This window comes from Bradyrhizobium sp. 76 (assembly GCF_023073025.1).
GTDB lineage: Bacteria > Pseudomonadota > Alphaproteobacteria > Rhizobiales > Xanthobacteraceae > Bradyrhizobium.
In genome coordinates this window covers 188,143-210,436 of sequence record NZ_JADPIS010000149.1, presented here as the reverse complement: position 1 = coordinate 210,436, position 22,294 = coordinate 188,143, and the positions used below count along the sequence as shown (strand labels likewise).

At 65.5% G+C, this 22,294-nt stretch carries 17 protein-coding genes; 1 reads left to right on the top strand and 16 read right to left on the bottom strand.

What is annotated here, in order from left to right:
* Nucleotides 1–10 precede the first annotated feature (10 nt).
* The 5 genes from IVB48_RS36445 to hydA all read right to left on the bottom strand — a co-directional run bounded on the left by IVB48_RS36445 (nt 11) and on the right by hydA (nt 6,395).
* On the bottom strand, nt 11–1,630 hold the full coding sequence (locus IVB48_RS36445; protein ID WP_247407862.1) for an ABC transporter substrate-binding protein: 1,620 nt from the start codon (nt 1,628–1,630) through the stop codon (nt 11–13).
* 120 nt (nt 1,631–1,750) lie between these two features.
* On the bottom strand, nt 1,751–3,187 hold the full coding sequence (locus IVB48_RS36440; RefSeq protein ID WP_247407860.1) for an NAD(P)/FAD-dependent oxidoreductase: 1,437 nt from the start codon (nt 3,185–3,187) through the stop codon (nt 1,751–1,753).
* The gene (locus IVB48_RS36435) at nt 3,184–3,933 is read right to left on the bottom strand and encodes an SDR family oxidoreductase (protein ID WP_247407858.1); all 750 of its coding nucleotides are present in this window, start codon (nt 3,931–3,933) and stop codon (nt 3,184–3,186) included. Before IVB48_RS36435 ends, IVB48_RS36440 begins: the two co-directional genes overlap by 4 nt.
* A 1-nt stretch (nt 3,934) precedes the next feature.
* On the bottom strand, nt 3,935–4,909 hold the full coding sequence (locus IVB48_RS36430) for an NAD(P)-dependent oxidoreductase (protein WP_247407856.1): 975 nt from the start codon (nt 4,907–4,909) through the stop codon (nt 3,935–3,937).
* Nucleotides 4,910–4,925: 16 nt separating this feature from the next.
* Nucleotides 4,926–6,395, bottom strand: coding sequence for a dihydropyrimidinase (gene hydA, locus IVB48_RS36425; protein ID WP_247407854.1), 1,470 nt, complete (start codon nt 6,393–6,395; stop codon nt 4,926–4,928).
* 56 nt (nt 6,396–6,451) lie between these two features.
* On the opposite strand from hydA, the gene IVB48_RS36420 reads away from it, so the two are divergent.
* Nucleotides 6,452–7,114 carry an aspartate/glutamate racemase family protein gene (locus IVB48_RS36420; RefSeq protein ID WP_247407852.1) on the top strand — a complete coding sequence of 221 codons (663 nt, stop codon included), beginning with the start codon at nt 6,452–6,454 and terminating at the stop codon, nt 7,112–7,114.
* On the opposite strand, the gene IVB48_RS36415 is transcribed toward IVB48_RS36420, so the two are convergent.
* The 11 genes from IVB48_RS36415 to IVB48_RS36365 all read right to left on the bottom strand — a co-directional run bounded on the left by IVB48_RS36415 (nt 7,111) and on the right by IVB48_RS36365 (nt 22,274).
* Nucleotides 7,111–7,779, bottom strand: a complete 669-nt coding sequence (locus IVB48_RS36415) for a flavin reductase family protein (RefSeq protein WP_247407851.1) — start codon at nt 7,777–7,779, stop codon at nt 7,111–7,113. The genes IVB48_RS36420 and IVB48_RS36415 overlap by 4 nt on opposite strands.
* 5 nt (nt 7,780–7,784) lie before the next feature.
* Entirely contained in the window at nt 7,785–8,717 is a 933-nt protein-coding gene (locus IVB48_RS36410; RefSeq protein WP_247407848.1) for an N-carbamoyl-D-amino-acid hydrolase, read from the bottom strand.
* 136 nt (nt 8,718–8,853) lie between these two features.
* Nucleotides 8,854–10,149 carry an aminotransferase class III-fold pyridoxal phosphate-dependent enzyme gene (locus IVB48_RS36405; RefSeq protein ID WP_247407846.1) on the bottom strand — a complete coding sequence of 432 codons (1,296 nt, stop codon included), beginning with the start codon at nt 10,147–10,149 and terminating at the stop codon, nt 8,854–8,856.
* A 10-nt stretch (nt 10,150–10,159) separates the two neighbouring features.
* Nucleotides 10,160–11,740, bottom strand: a complete 1,581-nt coding sequence (locus IVB48_RS36400; RefSeq protein WP_247407844.1) for a hydantoinase B/oxoprolinase family protein — start codon at nt 11,738–11,740, stop codon at nt 10,160–10,162.
* Nucleotides 11,737–13,746 (bottom strand): hydantoinase/oxoprolinase family protein, encoded by a 2,010-nt coding sequence (locus IVB48_RS36395; protein WP_247407842.1) that lies wholly within the window; start codon nt 13,744–13,746, stop codon nt 11,737–11,739. The genes IVB48_RS36400 and IVB48_RS36395 overlap by 4 nt, the downstream gene beginning before the upstream one ends.
* Before the next feature lie 432 nt (nt 13,747–14,178).
* Complete coding sequence (locus IVB48_RS36390) at nt 14,179–15,510, bottom strand: MFS transporter (RefSeq protein WP_247407840.1); 1,332 nt, start codon at nt 15,508–15,510, stop codon at nt 14,179–14,181.
* Nucleotides 15,511–15,582: 72 nt separating this feature from the next.
* Entirely contained in the window at nt 15,583–16,389 is an 807-nt protein-coding gene (locus tag IVB48_RS36385) for an enoyl-CoA hydratase-related protein (protein ID WP_247407838.1), read from the bottom strand.
* 27 nt (nt 16,390–16,416) lie between these two features.
* The gene (locus IVB48_RS36380; RefSeq protein WP_247407835.1) at nt 16,417–17,961 is read right to left on the bottom strand and encodes an AMP-binding protein; all 1,545 of its coding nucleotides are present in this window, start codon (nt 17,959–17,961) and stop codon (nt 16,417–16,419) included.
* Nucleotides 17,954–18,472: a (2Fe-2S)-binding protein gene (locus IVB48_RS36375; protein WP_247407834.1), complete on the bottom strand. Its 519-nt coding sequence runs from the start codon at nt 18,470–18,472 to the stop codon at nt 17,954–17,956. The genes IVB48_RS36380 and IVB48_RS36375 overlap by 8 nt, the downstream gene beginning before the upstream one ends.
* Complete coding sequence (locus IVB48_RS36370; protein ID WP_247407831.1) at nt 18,469–19,284, bottom strand: FAD binding domain-containing protein; 816 nt, start codon at nt 19,282–19,284, stop codon at nt 18,469–18,471. The genes IVB48_RS36375 and IVB48_RS36370 overlap by 4 nt, the downstream gene beginning before the upstream one ends.
* A complete protein-coding gene (locus IVB48_RS36365; protein ID WP_247407829.1) occupies nt 19,281–22,274 on the bottom strand; it encodes a molybdopterin cofactor-binding domain-containing protein in 2,994 nt (997 codons plus the stop codon). Before IVB48_RS36365 ends, IVB48_RS36370 begins: the two co-directional genes overlap by 4 nt.
* Nucleotides 22,275–22,294 lie beyond the last annotated feature (20 nt).

Genomic DNA, 22,294 nt, shown 5'->3' with positions numbered 1-22,294 from the left:
CATGTCGAGATCACTTGCGGCTGACGTCGCGATAGTCGACCTGACGGTGGAATTCGTAGGTGTAGCCCTCGATCGACGAGGCCATCACGGCGTCCTGGTTCGGCTGCCACAGCGGAATCTGAGGCATCTCGCTGAAATGGATCGCATTGAGCTTGCGGCCGGCTTCCTCGTACTTGGCCTTGTCGGGCTCGAAGCGCGCTTCCTGCGCGATGGTCGCCAGCTCCGGATTGTTGATCGAGCTGTAATTCCAGCGCTGATTGCCGGTGTAGAAGTTGCGGTAGAAGTAATCGGTCGAGGGCAGCCAGGCGACGATGCCTTCCGTAAACAAAGGCAGCTTCTTCTCGTTGATCTGCGTCGACATCTGCGCATCCGGCAGCTTCTGGATGTCGACCTTGATCCCGATCTTGGCAAGCGATTCCTTCACGAGAGCCGCCATCGGCTCCGCGGTCGAGGCCTGGCCGACATTGAAGCTGAAGGTGGTCGAGAAACCCTCCGGTAGGCCGGCGGCCTTCAGATACTCCCGCGCCTTGTCGAGATCGGTCTTCACCGGCGCCTGGAACGGATAGATGCCGGTCAGCGGCTTGCCATCCGGCCAAGTCGCACCGAACAGCGGAGCTCCGCGGCCGAACAGGGCAGCCTTGAACATGTCCTCATAGGGCAGCGCGAACGCGACGGCGCGGCGCACGTTGACGTTGTCGAAGGGCGGGATCTGATTGTTCATCGAGACGAAGGTGATCGAATTGTATTGCGGCGTCGAGATCACCTTGAGCTTTCCCTTGGCCTCGAGCGACTGCACGTCGCTGGCCTGGAGATCGACGACGAGATCGGCGTCGCCGCGCTCGACAAGGTTGGCGCGGGTCGCGGGCTCCGGCACGGACTGCACGATCACGCGCTTGAAAAACGCCGGCTTGTCGGGCGAGCCGCGGTTCCAGTCCTCGTTGCGCTTGATGATCACCTGCTCGCCGGGCTTGAAGCTCTCGATCACGTAAGCGCCGCTGCCGGCGGTGTGCTCCTTCAGCCACGCCGTGGCCCAGGGATCTTCCGGGGTCGCATGCTCCTTGGCGACCTTCGAGTTGATGATCAGCGGGTAGACCGTCGCGAGATTCGGCAGCGCGAGCTTGTCCGGTTTCGGCAGCGTCACTTCGATCGTGAGGGGATCGATCACCTTGAACTGGTCGGCCGACGTCAACGATCCCGTCAGCAATTGTGCCTTGCCGAGGATCGGCGCGGTGACGCAGCGATCGAGCGACCACTTGACGTCCTCGGCGGTCACGGGCGAGCCGTCCTGGAACTTGGCATCCTTGCGCAGACGGAACGTCAGCTTCAGTCCGTCCGGACTGACGTCGTAGGATTCGGCGAGCTCGCCGGTAATCTTGTCGAGATCGAACACCCATTTGCCGTTGAGCTGCTTGCGGCCGAACGCGACAAGGCGGTCGTAGGTGCTCATGCTCAGCGCGAAGGATTCGCGCGTCGAGCCCGGGATGTTGGGATCGAGCGTGTTGACGGATGCGCCGGTGACATAGCGCAACGTCTCGGCCCTGGTCTGCGCTTGCGAGGGCGCGGTGGCGACGAGCAACAACGCGGTGGTGGCGAGCACGGAGGATGCCGACCTGAAAGACACAAAACGCATTCGTTTTCCCCAAAAATTTTCGACAAGAACGCCGACAGGACAGGTTAAGAAAGAAGCAAGTTGCGCGCCAGTCTCATGATGCGCTCTTGTGGACGCTTTGTCGCGGCGGCGCATGGACGATCATCGCGATTCTTCCATTTTTCGCGCTGGGCGCGTGACCATAGCCTGCGGCACGTCATAGGCGCGGAGCGAGGCCCAGTGCCGTTCGACATCGGCGCGGAACAGGCCGCGCGTCAGCCCATTGACCAGCTTCGGCACTGCGGTGGTCATCGCGTTGATCGATGATCCCGACGGACCAAAACTCATGGTGGAGGCGATGGCGAAGAGATGGATATTCGAGATCCACGGCGTTTCGCCCGCGACACGTTCGGTGAAGGCGTAATCGTCGGCGAGATAGGGAAAGCGGCCGAGCCGCGCGCTGCGTTCGCTCTCCGGGGGCTCGTAGCGGTCGGCCCAGGTTGCGATATTGCCGGCAAATGTGCGCAGCTCGCCACGTCCGGAAAAATCCATGTCGATGCCGGTGCCGCAGATGACGAAATCCGCTGCGATGACGCCGCGCGGCGTCTGCAATTCGATGCCCTGGCCGGTCTCGCGTGCGGCCTCAAGCGGCGCGGCCTCGTGCAATGTGAAATTGGCATGGCGCGCGCAGCGATCATAGGTCGGCTGCGGAAAGCCTTCGCGCATGTCGAGGATGGTGCGCATGAAGCGCCAGCGCCAGGCATCGTCGAGATCGCTGAGATGGCGGAGGAAGCCGCGAAAAGTCAGCCAGCGATAGGGCTGGATCAGCTGGATCTGTGCCCGACGACACAGCAGATGCACCTCCGCCGCGCCAGCCTCCAGTGCGGTTGCCGCATTGTCGAAGGCAGATGCGCCGGCGCCGATCACGGCGACGCGCTTGCCGCGGAGGTTTTCGAAATCGATATCGTCGGCGGCGGTTGCGACCGAGTCGGCCGGCAGTTCGCGCAGCGGCTCGGGGATCATCCAGTTCCCCATTCCCTCCTGCCCGGTCGCCAGCACGATCTTGCGCGCATGGAGCGTCTCGATACCGCCGCCACGTTTCACGCGTGCGGCGAGCAAATCACCCGCCGCTGGCCGGATTTCCAGAAGCTCGCTCCCGTTGCGCACGGGCAGGCCGATCGTGCGCCGCAACCAAAGCAGATACTCGGCCCAGTGTCCGCGCGGAATCAAGTCGAGTGTCTGCCAGCTCTCCTTGCCGAAACGGGCCTCATGCCAGGACTGGTAGGTCAGGCTCGGGATGTCGAGGTCAGGTCCCGTATAGTCCTTCGGGCTGCGCAGCGTCGGCATGCGGGCATAGGTGAGCCATGGGCCCTCCTTCCCCTCCTCGGCCTTGTCCAGCAGCAGGATGTTGCCGACGCGGGAGCGCATCAGGCCGAAGCCGATGGCGATGCCGGATTGGCCGGCGCCGACAACGAGCACATCCAGCGCCGGCTTGCCGTCCGGCCCCGCCTTCGGTTCGAGCCAGGCGGCACCGGGATGCGCGATCCGCGCGAGATCGGCACGAACGTTCACTTCCAGCTCTGTCAGCGCATCACTCATGCCGCGAGCCAGCCTCCGTCGACCACCATCACGGTGCCGGTCGTAAATGAGGACGCATCGCTGGCAAGGTGCAGCGCGGTCTGCGCGATCTCCTCGGCTTGACCGAATCGTTTCATGGCATGACGGTTGCGGGAGGCTTCGCGCACCTCGTCCGCATTGGCATGTCGGGCAAAGCTGCGGCGAAGCATCGGCGTGTCGATCGCACCCGGCGCAATCGCGTTGACGCGAATGCCGTCGGTCGCGAAGTCCACGGCCATGGTCCGGGTCAGGCTGACGATCGCGCCCTTGGCGGCGATATAGGCGCTGTTGCCCTTGCCGCCGGCAATCGCGAGCTGCGAGGCCAGCGTGATGATCGAACCGCTCTTCTGCCGCTGCATCTGCGGCACGGCCGCCCGCGCCCACAGCCAGGTGCCGCCGACATTGGTGCGGAACACCGCATCCCAGTCGTCCGGGCTCGTTGTCAGCACCGTGCCGCCGCAGGAGAAGCCAGCGGCAGTCATCAGGATGTCGAGCCGACCGTGTCGCGCCATAACCTCTCCGACGACGGTCTCGGCAAAGCTGGCATCGCCGACGTCACCGACATGCGCCGTCGCTCCACCCACCAGGCTCACCGTTTCCTGAAGTCCCACGGCATCGCGATCGACCAGAGCGAGCTGCGCGCCCTCCTCTGCAAACAGCTTCGCGCTGGCGCGGCCGATACCCGAACCCGCGCCCGTAATGATGGCCGTGCGCCCTTGCAGCCGCATCTCAGATCCACTCCTTGTGCTGCGTCAACCAGGCGCTCATCGCAGCCGCCGACTCGGCGCAGCCGCACCTCGCCCGCCAGCCGAATTCATCCGCCATCCGATTCACCGACAGCGGCGCGCGATAGGCCCCATGCAGCTTGATGACGGTTTTCTCGCCGGGCGCCGCGAGCCGGCATTGCAGGCCGGGATGCAACGCTGCATAGGCCTCGCCCCATTGCAGCGCAGGCCAAAGCCCTCCGCGGGAGATGTTGTAGAGCCGGTGACGCGGCCGCTCGGCTTCGATCAGCAGTGCGACGGCCTCGGCCGCATCCGGCGCGTAGATCCAGTCCCGCATGCCCACTTCGGGCATGACCGCCGGCTCGCCGCGAGCGAATGCCGCCAGAATCTGGAACTGGAGGCTTGGCGTGTCGCGTACGGAGCTCGGTCGCTCCCACGGCCCGAACAGGGCGCTCAGCCGTACGCTCAGGAAATCGCCGCCGAAGAGCTCGGCATGACGCGCAACCGATCGCTCCGAGGTGAACTTGCTGATGGCGTAAAACGAGACCGGATCGCAAGGCGTTTCCTCGTCGAGAATCTCGACCCGCGCACCCGTGGCGCCGTAGGCCGATGCCGAGGAGAGATTGACGACCCGGCGCACGCCATGCCGGATCGCGGAGAGCAGGATCGGGATCTGGGCCATCACGTTGATCTCGAGAACGCGCGCGGTCGATGCTCTCTCCAATTCGTCACCGGCGGTGATCGCAGCTCCAAGCACGATCGCATCAACGCCTTCGGCGATGAGGGCGTCGATGGCATCTGCGTCGGTGATATCGCCCTGCACGGCTCTGAGCCGTGCGCCGTAGTCGGCAAGAGACCGCCGCGCGGATGGCGGCAACTCTGCACGGTCATACAGCGTCACGTCATGCCCGCGCGCGAGCAGCGCCTCCGCAACATTGAGGCCGACAAAGCCGGTGCCGCCGAAGATGACGATCTTCATCGCGCGCGATCCACCATCACAGCAGCTTTGCCCCGAAATTCCGCTCCGGATCCATGTCGGCGACGAGCCGTCCCGTCGGCTTGGCCGCCTCGCCCCCGCTGCGTGCCAGGAACTGCCCGCTACCGGGGTTCGCCAGACACTTGTTGCCGTCGATGATCACACGGCCACGCGACAGCACCGACACCGGCCAACCCTTCAGCTTCCGTCCCGCAAACGGCGTGTAGCCGGCGAGGTCGTGCATCATCTCGTCGGCGATCACGGTCTCGCGATCGGGATCCCAGATCGCGATATCGGCATCGGCGCCGACCGCGATCGAGCCCTTGCGCGGATGCAGATTGTAGATCTTGGCCGGCGCCGTCGAAGTCAGCTCCACGAACTTTTCCAGGCCCAGCCGTCCTTTCGACACCATCGCGTCGAACAGCAACGGCAGCCGCAGTTCCAAGCCCGGCAGGCCGTTGGCGACCTGCTTGAAATTGGGATTGGGGCCGGCGCGCAGCTTGCCGGTTTCGTCGTAACGATAAGGCGCGTGATCCGACGAGATGGTCTGGAGATCGCCGAGCGACAGCGCCTGCCACAGCGCCTCCTGGTCGGCATGCGTCCGTGGCGGCGGACTGCACATCCACTTGGCGCCCTCGGCGCCCGGCCTGTCGAGATCGGCGGCGGTCAGGAACAGATATTGCGGACAGGTCTCGGCAAACACCTTCAACCCCTGCCCGCGCGAGTCGCGGATGACCTTGGCGCCCTCGGTGGTCGAGACGTGGAAGATCATGATCGGCTGGTCGATCAGCGCCGCCATGCCGATCAGCCGGGTGAAAGCTTCCGCCTCGGACACGCGCGCGTGGCTGACGGCGTGGTATTTCGGCATGGTGTAACCGCGCGCGAGCAGACGCTTCACCATCCAGGCGATGATGCCGTGGTTTTCGGCGTGGGCGCACAACATCGCGCCGGACTGGCGCGCGGCAAGTAGGATGTCCAGCAGCGGCTCGTCGTCGACCTTGAGCCGGTCGTAGGTCATGAAGATCTTGATCGACGCGTGCCCCTGCTTCACCAGCGCCGGAATGTGCTCCTCGACTGTTTCCCTGGTCGCGTCGGCGATGATCATGTGAAAGGCGTAGTCGATCACGGCGCCCTTCTTGGCGAGGGCGTGATAATCCTCCACCACCTGCGGCAGCTTCATGCCGACATGCTGGGCGGCAAACGGGATCACCGTGGTCGTACCGCCGAAGGCAGCCGAGACGGTCGCGCTCTCGAAGGTGTCGGCGTTCATGATGCCGGCAGCGGACAATTGCTCAATATGGGCGTGGCTGTCGACGCCGCCGGGTAGAACGAGCTTCCCGCGCGCGTCGATCTCGCGCTTTGCCGCCGGAAGCCCACGCCCGATCGCCGCGATGGTCTCGCCGGAGATGGCGACATCGGCTTCAAAGACGTCGGTCGTCGTCGCGACGCGCCCACCGCGAATGATCAGGTCGTAATCGGGTTCAGTCATGAGGCACTCCATGATAGGCTTAGGGCAAGTGATCGAAATTTTGCAGGAAGACCAGCATGTCCCGACCGCGCATTCTCGTCATCAATCCGAACTCCAATCCTGCGGTCACGCAGGGGCTGGAGGACGCGCTGAAGCCGCTCGGTTTCGAGGGCGGGCCGGAACTGGTCTGCCAGACGCTGGCCGAGGGACCGTTCGGCATTGAAAGCCAGGCCGATGTCGATGGCGTCGCCATGCCGCTGCGCCGGCTGGTCGAGGGCGACAACAGCTCGGCTGCCTTTGTCATCGCCTGCTACAGCGATCCCGGGCTTCAGGTCTGTCGCGAAGGCACCGACCGCCCCGTGTTCGGCATCGCCGAATGCGGCGTGCTGACCGCGCTGGCCCGCGCCGAAACCTTTGGCGTCATCGCGATCGCCCAGCGCTCGATCCCGCGTCACATGCGCTATCTCAGGCAGATGGGACTGACCGAACGCCTCGCCGGCGAGCGGCCGCTCAACATGAGCGTCGCGGAAACCGCCTCGGGCGAAGGCACGCTGGCGAAGATGATCGAGGTCGGCCGCGCGCTGCGCGACGAGGACGGAGCTCGCGCCATCGTGATGGGCTGCGCCGGCATGGCGCGCCATCGTCGTCCCCTCGAAGACGCGCTCGGCATTGCCGTGATCGACCCGACACAGGCGGCGGTCACCATGGCGCTGGGTACGGTGCAGTTCTCGAACCACTAGGCGTCCTTCAGCTCTTTGGCGCCCTGCCGCGCGAGCCATTGCGCGTGACTCTCGCGGACAAGCGCGAACGTATCCCGCTGCGTCGTGTAGAGATTGCCGAACATGCGGCCGATCGGCCGGTAGGCGTCGAGGTCGACATACATGTTGGCCTCATCGACGAGGCCCTCGCGGGCATGAATCCGGAGCACTTCGCCGACCAGCAGCTCGCGATCGGGCGAAAAATTCAGCGCGACATGGCGCCGGCATTCCAGCGCAAAGGGCGCCGCGGCGAGGCGCGGCACCTTCACGTCGATTGAGGGAAGGGTCGCGAGGCCTGCCGCAGCGACCTCGCTGTCACCGGACGGAAAATCGACCGCGCAGTCGTTCATCGCCACCGAAAGCGCCTCGTCCACCATGTGAACGACGAACTCGCCGTCGCGATGGATGTTGCGGGTGGTGTCCTTCGGGCTGTGATCCGGCTTGTGCTGAAGCCCGAGCACGATCAGCGCCGGACTTTCCGAGAACACATTGAAGAAGCTGAACGGCGCGGCGTTGACCGCCCCGTTCGCATCGAGCGTCGTCACCAGCGCAATCGGCCGTGGCACCACCACGCCGCAGAGCAGCTTGTAGCGGTCGCGCGGATCGAGTTCGCGCAAGGATATGCCGGATGTGCTTTGGCCAGTCATCGACGTCACGTCTCCGGCGGCGGCACCGCGCCGGTACGGCTGGTGATCAGGCCGTAATGCTCGATGCGGCGGTGCTGCGCGAAATTGAAGATCGTGGTCTTGCCGAAGGTGGTGGCATCGAGGTCGCAAGGGTGGACCAGCAGTTCGTCCTCCTCCGTCTTCGCTTCGGCGACGATTTCGCCATTGGGATCGACGATCAGGCTGCCGCCGAACAGCCGGTGTCCGTCCTCGTTGCCGGCCTTGGCCACCGCGACGACCCAGGTCGCGTTCTGATAGGCGCCGGCCTGCGCCGAGAGGCGGTTGTGGAAAAGGCGTTTCTCGACGCCCTCATCGCTCCTCTCCGCATTCACGGACGGTGTGTTGTAGCCGATCAGCACCATCTCGACGCCTTGCAAGCCCATGACGCGATAGGTCTCGGGCCAGCGCCGGTCGTTGCAGATGGCCATGCCAATGATGCCGCCGAGCTCGCGCCAGACATTGAAGCCGAGATCACCCGGCTCGAAATAGCGCTTCTCCAGATGCTGGTGCGAGCGCTTGGTGTCGTATTCCACATGGCCCGGCAGATGGATCTTTCGATATTTGCCGACGATCTTGCCGGATTTGTCGGTGAGAACAGCAGTGTTGAAATGATGCCCGTCCGGCGTCAGCTCCGCATAGCCGAAATTCATCGCCATCTGGTGCTGCGCCGCGCGCTCGAACAGCGGTTTCGTCGCCGCGTTCGGCATCTCGCGCTCGAACCAATTGTCGAACTCAGCCCGGTCCTCCGCATACCAGCGCGGGAAGAAGGTCGTGAGCGCCAGTTCCGGATAGACGATCAGGTCGGCGCCCTTGCTTTTGGCCTCATCAATCAGCGCGATCATGCGCTTGACCACGGCCTCGCGGCTGTCGGCTTTCTGGATCGGGCCCATCTGGGCGGCGGCAACATTGACGATACGCATCAGCGAATTCCTGGTGATGTCTTGTGTGAAGATAAAGTTTCAATCACGTGCCGGCGCGAGCAGCATAACGCAGCATCGCCCGGACTTTCCAGCCTGTGCCTGCCGATCGGCACAGTGTGCGTTGCACGATCTAACCTCATGTCTGCTCGTCATCCGCAACATCGAGACCGTGGTCGAGTGCATCCAGAAGCTGCCCGGCCTCATGCTCGGAGATCACCAGTGGCGGCGCGAGGAACAGCGAAGTCTGCTCGCCGCTGGTTCCGATCACGGCGCCCGCCTCCAGCGCCCGCTCCGCGACCCGCGAGGCAATCGGCACCTCGGTGGTGTCGGCGTGCCAGGAACGCCAGTCCGGCCCGTGCAGCTCCACGGTCCAGTGCAGCCCCTGCCCCGCCACACGCTGCACGCTTGGATGTTTCTGCGCGATGGCGAGAAGGCGGCGGGTGAAAAGCTTTTCGAGGCCCCTCACGTGCTCCAAAATCTTGTCATCGTTGACGACCTTCAGATAGGCGCTGACGGCAGCCATGCTGATGGGATGCCCGCGCAGCGTGCCGTAATTCTGCCAGCTCGTGCCCTTGAGCCGCTCGACGACGTCCTTCGACACCACCACCGCCGCAACCGCCGCCGCGCCGCCACCGAGCGATTTTCCGAGTGTCACGATGTCAGGACGGCTTGCGGCGCCCTGGAAGGCGAACCAGCGCCCGGCGCGGCCGGCGCCGGTCACCACTTCGTCGGCGATCCAGTAGGAGCCAGCCTGCCGCGCGCACCGCGCCACCTCGTCCTGATAGGCGCCGTCGTAGTAGATGCCGCCTTGGGTGTAGTCGATGATCGTCGCTGCGGTATCCCAAAGCAGGCGCGTGGCATCGGCCAGATATTCGCTGGGGGAAGCATTGTTGGCCGGCGCGCCATAGATCGCGCCCTGCGGCGCCGGCAATATCCGCACCGGCGCCATCGGCGCCGGCAGCTTTGAGCCGCCTGAATGCACCGCAAGGCCGCCATGCCATTGCGGCTGCACCGTCATGCTGCGCGACAGGCCCGTAATGCCGTGATAGGCGCGTTCGCGCGTCGCCAGCGCGGACCGCTGCGTCAACGCCTGGCACAGCGACAGCGCCATGTCATTGGCCTCGCTGCCGCTGATGCAGAATCGCACCGCGCCGACCCAATCCTCTTCGCCTCTGAACGCGGTGGCCATCAAATCGTCAGCGGCCTGCTCACGGCCGACCCAGGTCCACCCCTCGTTCACGACGGGCGTATCCGCGGCGCGGCGGATCGCCTCCACCATCGCGGAATGACGATGTCCGAGGCCGCCGCCGGTGTTGCTGCCGTCGATGAGCTTGCGACCATCTGACAGATGGAAATAAACGCCCTCGCCGCCGACCACGGCCATGGGCGCGCTGTCGCCGGCATTCAGCCCGGTTCGCAACAATCTGCTCATCGCAATCCCTTCATTGCGCAGCCTCGGCACCGTAGCCACCGCCGCCGCACGTCTCGATCGTGACGAGATCGCCTTGCTGCAGCACCAGGTTCGACTTGCCGTCGATCGCGACGTTCGCGCCCTGCCGGATCAGCGAGATGCGGCAGGCCTTGCCGGGTTCGCCGCCCTGCATGCCGAACGGCGCCATCACCATGCGCTCAATGCAGGTGGTCAGATGCATCGACGGCGCCAGGATGCGATAGCTACGAATGACGCCGTCCCCGCCGCGATGGGCGCCCGTGCCGCCGGACTGCCACCGAATGGCCTGCTGCTCGACTTGGATCGCGTAATTCGCCTCGATTACCTCGACCGGCGTATTCGAAGTGTTCGACAGATGCACCCGCGTCGCCGAGATGCCGGCCCGATCGTGCCGCGCGCCCTCGCCACCACCGTGGACCTCGTAGAGCATCTTCCATGAACCATTCTGTCGCGGCTCGGCGAAGAACAGAACGCCCGCCGTGGTCGCCCCACCGGCCGACAGACGTTCGGGAATGGTGTGCTGCATGGCGCGGAAGATCGCATCGACGATGCGCATCGAGGTCTCGTGATTGCCGGCCGCAACCGAGGCATTCCACCCCGGCTCCAGGATCGAGCCCGGGCGCGTGACGATGGTCAGCGGCCGCAACGCGCCCGCGTTCTGGTTCATGTCGCGCCCGCTCATGATGCGCGCGGCATAGGCCACAGCCGAACGCGCCATGAACGGCGTCGTGTTGCAGAAATTCGAGACGCGGTCGCAGCTTCCCGAGAGGTCGAAGGTAGCTTCGTCGCCTGCAATGGTGATCTTGACATGAATGCGCGCGGGCGCGTCATCGACGCCGCCGTCGTCCAGATAATCCTCGCCCTCGTAGACGCCATCAGGCAGATCGCGCAACGCCTCGCGCATCTCGATTTCGGAGAGATCGTGCAGGCGCGACTGCGCCGCCGTGAAGACCGCCTTGCCGTGCTCGCGGCAGAGCTCGACGATGCGCTTCTCACCGGCTTTCGTTGCGGCGATCTGAGCGAGAAGATCGCCCTCGCAGGATTCGGGATCCCGAACATTGGCCTTGAGCAGCTGCACGATCGGCGTATTGACGCCGCTTGCCGTGGCGATCAGAGCCGGCGGAATGCGCATCGCCTCCTGGAAGGTGTCGATGGCTTTCGCAAAATAGCTGCCGGGCCAGGTGCCGCCAATATCGGGCCAATGCGCGAGGCTGACCGCGAACGCGACGATCTCGCCATCGACGAAGACGGGCCGCACGACCTTGACGTCGTTGAGATGATTGCCGCCGAGCGGGCCGACATTGTAGATCAGTGCGTCGCCGTCGTTCAGGCTGTCACGCGGCACCACCTTCAGCAATTCTAGGACCGTATAGGCCATCGCGCCGAGATGGATCGGGATGTCGCGCCCCTGCCCGACCAGGTCGCCGCGGCCGTCCGTGATCGCCGACGACAGGTCACCGGCCTCGCGCAGCAGCGGCGAGCGCGCCGAGCGCGTCATCACCAGGCTCATCTCCTCGGCCGCGGCCGAGAGCCCGTGCCTGATGACCTCGACGACGAACGGATCGAGCTTCATGCGGCCCCCCGCGTCAGGAACAGATTGCCTGGAACATCAGGCCTCGCTTGCCAGCCGGGCGGGACCACCACGGTCGACCATGCGTCTTCAATGATGGCCGGGCCGCTGACGATTTCGGTCAGCGAGGCACGGTCGATGATGCTTGTGGCGATGTCGTGAAAGCCATCGAACGAGCAGATGCGCTCGCCTTTGGAGACCGTTCTGACCGCGATGGCCGGCCGGCTCACGACGGTCGTCGATGGACGGCGCGCCTGCACCCGCACGGACTCGATGACGCAGCTCTCGCCCGTCGCATAGCCGAACAGCTCGTGGTGCCGGGCCAGAAAGTCCTTCTTCAGCCTAACAACGTCGAGCGGTCGCGCGAACGGCACCGGAATGGCGTCGTTCTGCGCCGCGTAGCGCATCAAGGCCACCAGTTCGACCCGAATTTCAGTCGTGGCAACGCCGTTGGCGATGAGCGGCGCCGAGGCATCGTCAATCAGCACCCCGATCCGCTCCGACACGCGGGCGAGGTCGATGCCGTCAAGCGCAGCACGCAAGGTTTGCTGCTGGAGGAAGCTGAAATCGGCAGTGAGACAGCCCAGCGCCGAGAACGCGCTCGATGCACTGGGAACGACGACCTCGGCGATCCCGTAGAGATCGGCAAGGCCCGCGGCATGCATCGGGCCACCACCGCCAAAGGCGAGCAGCGTACAGTCGCGCCCGTCGATACCGCGCTCGACCGTGACGCGGCGGAGCGCACGCGCCATTGTCGCATTCGCGACCTTGATGATGCCGAGCGCGGTTTCGGTCAGGCTCAGCCCCAGAGTGCGCGCGATCGGCGCGATGACATCACTGGCTGCCTTGATATTGATTCCGATCCGGTCGCCGAGCCTGGTTTCGGGATTGAGATAGCCGAGCACGGCATTGGCGTCGGTGATAGTCGGCTCGGTACCGCCGCGGCCGTAGCAGGCCGGTCCCGGCTCGGAGCCGGCGCTTTCCGGTCCGACGGTCAGGCCACCGGGACCATTGCGCACGATCGATCCGCCGCCCGCCCCGATGGAATGAACCGCAAGCATCGGCTGACGCAGCGGCTTGTCACCGAGCATGCGGCCGTCGGTCATCTCGGCCTGGCCATCGACGATCAGGCAGACGTCGGTCGTGGTGCCGCCCATGTCGAACGTCAGCATGCGCGATGTGCCGAGCTGACGCGCGATGCTGACCGATGCCGAGACGCCGGCCGCCGGACCCGACATCGCCATCACCAGCGGCCGCCGCTTCACGGCCGAGATCGGGACCATGGCGCCGGCCGAATGAAACACCTGCAGGCCGGGGCCGATCGGGAGCCGCTGCTCCAGCTCGCTGAGATATTCCACCGCGATCGGCATGGCGGCCGCGTTGAACACGGTTGCCGAAGTCCGCTCGTATTCGCGCGCCTCGGGATTGACCTCGTGCGACAGCGAGACGTGGGCAACGACGCCCTTGAGCCGCTCGCCGAGCATCTTCTCGTGCACCGGATTGGCGTAGGCATGAAGCAGCGCGACCGCGACGCTCTGCACGCCGGTTGTTTTCAGCCACGCCACCAGGCGCTCGATCTCCGCCTCATCCAGCGCCTTCAGTACCTGCCCCTCGTGGTCGAGGCGCTCGGCAAGCCCAAAACATCGTTCCGGCGGCACCAGCGGCGACGATCTCGGCGGGATGTCGAGACGGTAGAGATCGCGGCGGCGATAGCGCGCGATCTCCAGCACGTCGGCAAAGCCCTCGGTCGCCACCAGCGCCACTTTCGGCAAGCGTCCTTCGACGATGGCGTTGGTCACGCGCGTGGTGCCGTGGACGAAGCGCTTGACCTCGCTCTTGCGCAGGCCCACCGCCTCGATCGCCTCCAGCATCGCCTGAACCGGAGCCTGCGGGCGCGACGGCACTTTCGCGATCCGCGCCTCCGCGGGGGAGTGTCGGATTGCGATGATGTCGGTGAAAGTGCCACCGATATCGGTGCCGACTTCCCAGTGATTTTCGTCAGCGCTCATGTGTGAATCAGCTGCGGAAGACATTCGAACCGGACGGCGGGTGGTTCCCGTCCGTCGCGAAATTCAATCCCAAGCCGAGAGCGCTCATCGTCATCCCCTGTCATGCCACCGCTTGCGAGCGTGCGACAGAGCGATGGGCTCGGGATAGGTCAGAGTTGTCGCAACGCACTGGAGCAGCCCGCGACCGGCGCGGCGCGCCAAGGCGCATTTTAGGGCAGCGCTGCCCGCGGGGAGTGCAGGCCAGTGCGGATCGTTCCACGCGAGAAACGTGCGGCGCACCACGGATTTCTCCGCGCAAATCATCAAGTGCGCTGCGCTGCAATTTCATCCCTGGCTAATTTGCAGGCGGCCTGCCGGCGGAAAGGGAGAGCCGACTGCCTATGAGCTATGCAACGCGGTCGCCCCAGCGATGCGACCGCGCCGTGCCCAAACTCAGCGGAAGTTGCCTTTGGTCTCGGGGATCACAACTGCGCCGATCAGGTAGATTACGAACACGCCGACCGCGAAGTATGCCAGCGACATCGGAATTTCCGCCGGGCTGCCGCTCACCAGCGAGACGAAGGTCGGCATCATCCCGCCCAGCGCAAAGCCGATGTTCCAGGACAGGCCCGTGCCGCTCGCGCGCAGTGCGGTCGGGAAACGCTCGTTCAGGAAGATCAGCACCGGTGCGTAGCCGGCATTGCCGATGAAGGCGATGGCGAACGCATAGAGCGTGATCTGCGTCGTATCCTTGGTGGCAGCCAGGTTGAGATAGCAGAGCGGCAACAGCACCGCCGCCAGGACGCCGATCAAAAGAAACGTCTTCTTGCGGCCGATGCGGTCGCTCAGCGCGCCGACCAGCACCGCCGAGAAGAACGCCGACACGCTGGCGCCCATCAGGATCAGCGACGACGTCTGGTTCGGGACGGCGTTGATCACTTTCAGAAAGCTCGGCAGATAGCCCGAGGTCAGGTAATAGCCTGCGCCGCCGCCAAACGTGATCAGCAGGTTGACCAGCAGCACGCCGCGATACTCGCCCGAAAACACGTCCTTGACCGGCGCCTTCGAGACCTTCGCCTGCTTGTTGCCCTGCTGGCGCTTGAGCTCCTTGAAGTACGGCGACTCCTCGAGGTTCCGGAAGATGAACCAACCGAGCAGTGAGCTGAGCAGCCCCGAGAAGAACATGAAGCGCCAGCCCCAGATCGCGAAGGCATCGCCGGGGAAGATCGAGGATGTGATCAGGAAGACGAAGGACGCCAGCAATGCGCCGATACCGGCGCCACCGCCGCCGACCAGACCGGACATCGCACCACGCCAATGCGCCGGCACCGACTCGGTGCCGATGGTGTGGGTGGACGCCACCACGCCGCCGACGAAGACGCCCTGCACCAGGCGCAGGACCAGGAAGATGATCGGCGCGAAAATGCCGATTTGAGCGATGGTCGGCAGCAGGCCGAACGCCGCCGTGCTGATACCGACGCCGACGATGGCGATCAGCATGGCCTGCTTGCGGCCGTACACGTCGGCATAATGCCCGAACACCGCCGAGCCGAGCGGCCGCATCAAGAGCGTCACCGCGAACGAGCCATAGACCGCGGCAAGCGACAACGCCGCATTGCTTGACGGAAAGAACAGCGCGCCGATAACAGGCGCTACGTAGAGCAGAATGAACAAATCGAACAGGTCGAGCGCCCATCCGAGCACAGACGCGATGATCGCGTTGACCATTTGCTTATTATCGGCCGGTGCTCTCGCACCTGCGACCGGCATATCCATCTCAGCCATTTTGTTTTACCTCCCCCGTTTGAATAGCGCCGCGGTTCGCGCCATTGCGAACCGCAGCAGTTCTGTCGCGTATCAACGGCCAGAGAATTTCGGCGGGCGCTTGGCGTTGAAGGCCTCGACACCCTCCTTGAAGTCCTCCGACTGGCGCAAACGGCTGTAGCAATGGCCTTCGAGCTCGATGGCGATGGCAAGCGTCGAATCCTCGGTGTCGTTGAGGAGCTTCTTGGCCGTGCGCTGCGCCAGCGGCGAGAAGGTGCGGAGCTCGTCGACGAGCTTGTCGGTCGCCTTCTCCAGCTCGGCATCCGGCACGCATTCGGTCGCAATGCCCCACTCCAGCGCCTGCTTGGCCGAAATGCGTTTGGAGCGCATCACGATGTCCTTGGTGCGGGTGATGCCGACCATCTTCTGCAGGCGTGCCGAGCCGCCGGAGCCCGGGATCTGGCCGAGCTTCTGCTCCGGCAGCGCATATTGGGTGGTCTCCGAAGCAATACGGAAATCGCACGCGAGCGAGAGCTCGAAGCCGACCCCGAAGCAATAACCGCGGTTGGCGACGATGACGGGCTTGGCGCAACGCGCGGGCGCGGCGATGTTCCAGGCGAGCTTGGAGACGTGCTCGGGGCTCGCCTCCATGAAGCCGCCGATATTTCCGCCGCTGGAGAAATGCTCACCCTCTCCGCGCAGCACGATGATGCGGACCCGCGGATCCTCGTCCAGCGTCTCGAAGGTCAGCCGCAACTGGTCGCGCTGCGGCATCGCCACGACGTTGTAGGGCGGACGCCCCAGGATGATGTCGGCGCGCTCATGCGCCTCGTCGATCTCGACCTTGAATCCGTCGAGCTTGGCGAGCCGGGGATCGGTGAAATTGTAGGGCGTCGGCATGTTGCTTCCTTCTGTTGATACGTGGGATCAGGCGGCGTCCGATGGCGGCAGGCGCTCGGCCTCGTATTCTCCGGCGACGAGCAATCGCCGCAGCAGCTTACCGACCGGCGACTTCGGAATTGAATCGACGAAGACGTAGCGGCGCGGGCGCTTGAAGTTGGCCAGGCCCGATGTGCGGCAGAACTGCTCCAGCTCCACGTCGGAGACCACACGATTGCGCTTGACGAAGGCCGCCACGACCTTGCCCCATTTCTCGTCGGCGACGCCGACCACCGCGACCTCGTCGACGGCGGGATGCAGCGACAGGCAGCTCTCGATCTCGACCGGTGAGACGTTCTCGCCGCCGGTGATGATCATGTCGTCGACGCGGCCGGTGACGAAGAGATCGCCGTCGGGATCGACGAAGCCGGTATCGCCGGTAAAGTACCAGCCCTCGCGCAGCGACTTGGCGTCGGCTTCGGGGCGGCGCCAGTAACTTTCGAAAGCTTCGTCGCCGGCAAGCGTTGCGATGATCTCGCCCTCCTCGCCGTCCGCAGCAAGATCCGCGACCGAGCGCGCGCCGATGCGCACGACTTTGACATGCTGGTTCAGCCCGGCCTTGCCGGCCGAACCGGGCTTTGCAACGGCGTTCTGGTCGATCGTAAACGTGTAAATCTCGGAGCTGCCGTAGTGGTTGACGAACAATTCCGGCCTGAACGCTTCGTTCAGCTTCTTCAGCAGACCATCCGTCATCGACGCGCCGGCAAAGCCGAGCTTGCGGACGCTGGATATGTCGGTCTCGGCAAAGGCCTCGTGATGGACGAGCTCGTGGTAGAGCGTCGGCACCAGATAAAGATTGGTGATCTCTTCCTGCTCGATCAGTGCCAGCGCCTGCCCGCTGTCGTAGCGCGGCAGGCAGATGAAGCGGCCGCCGATCAGTGACATCGCCAGCAGCGAGCGGACGCCCATGGTGTGATAGAGCGGCATCACCCCGAGGGTGCGCTCGCCGCGGCCGTACAGGTTTTGCGCGACATGCGCGATCGCAGCGGCGCGCTCGGCGCGATGCCGGCGCGGCACGCCCTTCGGGCGCGAGGTCGTGCCCGACGTGTAGAGCATGATCGACCAGGCGTCGGCATCGGCTCGCGGCTCGGCGTCGGGCACGTTGTCCCTGATCAGATCGGAAAAGCTGGTCGCCCCGCCCGTCCCGGCATCGACGGACACACGCAGCAGCCGGCCGGCGAGCGCAGAGTCCCGCACCGCGCCGGCAGAAACGTCCTGATAGAAGACCGCGCAGGCCTCGGCGTTCGCGATACAGAAATCAAGCTCGTCGGTCTTGGCCCGCCAGTTGATCGGCGTGATCACCAGGGCCGCGAACTGGCAGGCCCAGTGCAGCGTCGCGGCCTCCCAGCGGTTTTGCAGCAGCGTCACGACGTGATCGCCGGGCTTCAGGCCAAGGCGGTCGAGCGACGCGACGAGCGCCGAGATCTTGCCGTACCACTGCCGATACGTCAGACGAAGATCGCCGTCGACCAGCGCGATGGCTTGGGGATCGCGCGCGGCGCTGGCAATGAAGCTGCTGGCGAGATCAAGCATCTGACGTCTCTGTTTTGGATGAAGCGAGCTGAGCAGCGGCTTCCAGCGCCGCCCGGATGATCGGGGTGTAACCGGTGCAGCGGCACAGATGCCCGCTGAGGAGATCGCGGATGTCCGCTTCGGTCGGCGCCGGATTGCGGCTGAGATAGTGGTCGAGCGACATCAAAATTCCGGGCGTGCAGAATCCGCACTGCAGTGCGTGGTTGCGGCGGAAAGCCTGTTGCAGCACACCGAGCCGGTCGGCCGACGGCGCGAGCCCTTCGACCGTCCTGATCTCGCTGCCCTCGACTTGCGCCGCGAGCGTGAGGCAGGACCGGGTCAGCATGCCGTCCACGACGACGGTGCAGGCGCCGCAGACGCCGTGCTCGCAGCCGACATGGGTTCCGGTCGCGCCTAGCTGATGGCGCAGGAAGTCGGAGAGCAGCATGCGGGGCTCGGCTTCACCCGCAACCGGCTCGCCGTTCAAAGCGAAACGGACGGGGTGGCGGCTATCGGCTTTGAGACGGCTCATTGCAGCACCTCGCCGATCAAATCGCGGCCGATCAGCCGCACGAGGTCGCGGCGATAGCGCGCGGTGGCGTGGACGTCGTCACGGGCGCCGAGCTCGTAGGCGAAGGCGTTGAGGGCATCGTCGAGCGCAGTCCCGTCGAGCCGCGGCCAGTCGCGCGCCGTCGGAACGTCGGCGACGCCGCCGACGGCGAGACGCACGCCCGTCGGCGTCTTCATCGCGGCGCAGGCGACGATGGCGAAATCGCCATGTCGGCGGGCGACCTCACGGAAGGCGAAGCGCGATCCCCCGAAGACCGGCAGCGAGATGCTTTCGATCAGCTCGTCGTCGGCACGGGTGGTCAGCATCATGCCGGCGAAGAACTCCTTGGCTGGCACGCTGCTGCGGCGCTTCGAACTGCGTAGATGGACCTCGCCGCCGAGCGCGACCAGCACGAGCGGCATCTCGGCACTGGGATCGGCATGCGCGAGCGAACCGCAGATGGTGCCGCGGCTGCGGGTCTGCATGTGCCCGACCCAGGGCAGCGCCAAGCCCACCAATGGCAGCGTCCCGGCGAGATGCGGCCAAGCCAGCAGATCGGCCTGGCGCACGCCGGCGCCGATGACGACGGCATCGCCCTTCCGCTCGATCCTGCGGAGCTCGTTCAGGCGCATGATGTCGATCAGCAGCTTCGGCTTGGCGAGCCGCATGTTGAGCATCGCCATCAGCGACTGGCCGCCGGCGAGCACGCGCGCGTCGCCGCCTTCCTGCGCGAGCACGTCGAGAACCTGGCTGGTCGCCTCGGCGCGGAGATAATCGAATGCGGGCGGCTTCATCGGCGCCCCCCGAACAGGCCGGCGAATTTCGCCAGCACCGCGAACAACGAGAAGCCGCCGCCGGCCTTGCGGGCCAACGCAGTGAAGAACTGGCCGATGATCACGCGAGTCGCGCCGTCAAGCAGGCGGCCGCCGATGCTCGCGACCTTGCCGCCGATGGCGGCGTCATAGCTGTAGGTCAGCCTTGTTCCGCCGTCACCGTCAGGGGCGAGCATGACGCGTCCCTCGGCGCTGCCAAAACCGAGCGCGCCGGTGGCACCTCCGCGCAGCGTGACCGCGCGCGGCGGATCGAGATCGAACAGCTCGACGTCGGCGCGATAGCGTCCGGTGACGGGGCCGATGCCGAGCGTGACGTCGGCTCGGAAAAGCGTGTCGGTGACCTTGTCGACGCGCTGGCAGCCCGGAATGACCGATTGCAGCGTCGCGGGATCGAGCAGCATCGCCCAGACCTGCTCGGGCGCGCCGACCACCGACGCCTGCCCCTCGCCCCGCAAGCGCCGGGCACCTGCCCGCACGGGTGAGGCGATCGCGCCGCCCGCGGGAGGCGGCGGCTCCGCGCCGCGCACCAGTTCCGCAAGGCGCGCCGGTACCAGCGGCAAAGTGACATCGGCAATGCCGAGCGCATCCGCGACCGCGTTGGCGAGGCACACCGGTGTCGACATGCAATTGCCTTCGGCAACACCTTTTGCGCCGAGTGGCGTAAATGGCGACGGCGTCTCCATATGGATGATCTCGGGCTCCGGTACCTCGGTGGTGGTCGGCAGCAGGTAGTCGGCGAGCGTTCCCGTCAGAAAGCTGCCGTCCTCGGCGTAGGCATATTCCTCGTAGAGCGCGGCACCCAACGCCTGCGCAAAGCCGCCGCAGATCTGGCCGTTGACCATGCCGGGATGCAGGATGGTGCCGCAATCATGCATGGTGACGTAGCGGTCGATCCGCGTCCCCAGCGTGATGCGGTCGATCTCGACCCCGCAGAAGTCAAAGATGAAACCGTGGCAGAGCGAGGAGTTGATGCGGTCGTCCTCGTCGGGCGGCGTCAGCTCCGGCGGGGTCCAGAACATGGTCTCGCGGATGGTCTGGCCGGCATCGTCGGGCAGCGAGCCCGGCGACCAATGGCTGAGGGCGGCGACGCGCGAGAACGCGATCCGGTTCTCGGGATTGTGTCTCGAGGCGACGAAGCCCCTCGCAAACACGATGTCGGCGGCCTCGACGTTCAGCTGGCTCGCGGCGATGCGCGCGAGACGGCCGGCAACGCGCTCCGCCGCGAGCTTTGCAGTGCCGGCCACCGCCGCAGCGAAGCGGCTGGCGTAATTGCCTGACGCGATCGACCAGGCGTCCTTGGCCGTGTCGATCTCGGTGTTGACGCGAATATCCTTCGGCTCAAGGCCGAAGACGTCGGCGACGACCTGCGACAGCACGGTGCGATGGCCCTGCCCTTGCGGCACTGAGGCGACATGGACGGTGACACTGCCGACCGGATCGAGGCCGACCGTCGCCGTCGCCTGCGCGCCGTTCTTCGGCCCAGCCTTGCGACGCTCAGCCGCCGTCAGCACGGTCGTGATGTAGCCCATGTTGGAGACACTGGGTTCGACGACGGCGGTGAAGCCGATGCCGTAGAGCCCTCCGCGCGCGCGCACTTCGTCACGTTTCGACCTGAGCGCGGCCAGCCTGCCGCCCTCGATCGCACGCGCGACCGCTTCCTGATAGTTGCCGGAATCGAGCAGCGCTCCGGTCGCGGTGCGGTAGGGAAAGGCGCCGGCATCGATCAGATTGCGCTTGATGACATCGAGCGGATCGAGACCGAGGCCGACCGCGATGCGCTGCACCAGCCGCTCCAGTGCGAAATAGACCTGCGGTCCGCCAAAGCCACGGTTGAGGCCGGTCGGCGTCTTGTTGGTGACGACGACGCGGTTACGGATCCTGACGTTGCGGATGTCGTAGGCGCCGGTCATGTTGCCGTGCATGCGGTAGAGCGTCGCCGGCTCGGGCGCGCGCAGATGCGCGCCGCAATCCTCGACCTGGTCCCAGTCCAGTGCGAGGATCTTGCCGTCGACTGCGACCGCCGCCGACAGCGTCGTCGCGCGGTTGGTCGCCGACACCGATGCGGTGAGATGCTCGAGCCGGTCCTCGATCCACTTCACCGGCCGTCCCGTGACGCGGGCTGCAGCCGCAATCAACACGATATAGGGAAACACGCCCTGCTTGACGCCAAAGCTGCCGCCGGAATCCGGCGGCGTGCGCAGCCGCAGCCGGTTGCCGGGCACTTTCAACGCGCGCGCGATCACCGTGTGGATGCTGAACGGGCCCTGGAAATTGGCGAGGACCTCGAAGGCGTCCTCCCCGGCCTCGTGCGAGGCAACGACGCCGTAGGTCTCGATCGGCGTGCAGGAATTGCGAGGATAGCGGATGTCGATGGAGAAGCGATGCGCCGCATCCGCAAAGGCTTTCCCGGGGTCGCCGTAACGGAAGGTGCGGTCGCTGGCGAGATTGCCGGGAAAGCCGTCGTGCAGAACAGGCGCACCGGGCGCAAGCGTCCCGAGTGGATCAACGACCGCCGCACGCGGGCGATATTCGACATTGATGAGTTCGGCCGCATCCTCGGCGCGGGCGCGGTCGGTGGCAACGATCACGGCCACGGGCTCGCCGACATAACGCACGCGGTCGATCGCGATCGGCCAGCACTCGACCGGCGCCTTCACGCCGACGACGAGACTTGTCGTAACCGCCTTGACGTCGCTGCCGATCAGAACCGCAGCAACGCCCGGCAGTCGCCTGGCGGCTTCGATGTCGATCGAAAGGATATCGGCATGCGCGTGCGGCGAGCGCAGGATTGCCGCGTGCAGCGTGCCGGGCTGAACGCCGAGATCGTCGATGAAGCGGCCGCGGCCGCTGAGCAACGCAGCGTCCTCGACGCGCTCGATCGAACGCCCGACCCACGGTCTGTCGCCGCTCTGATCGACTGAATTTGCGGATTTAACCGCAGCCTGCACCATGTCCCGGCATACCTCCCGAC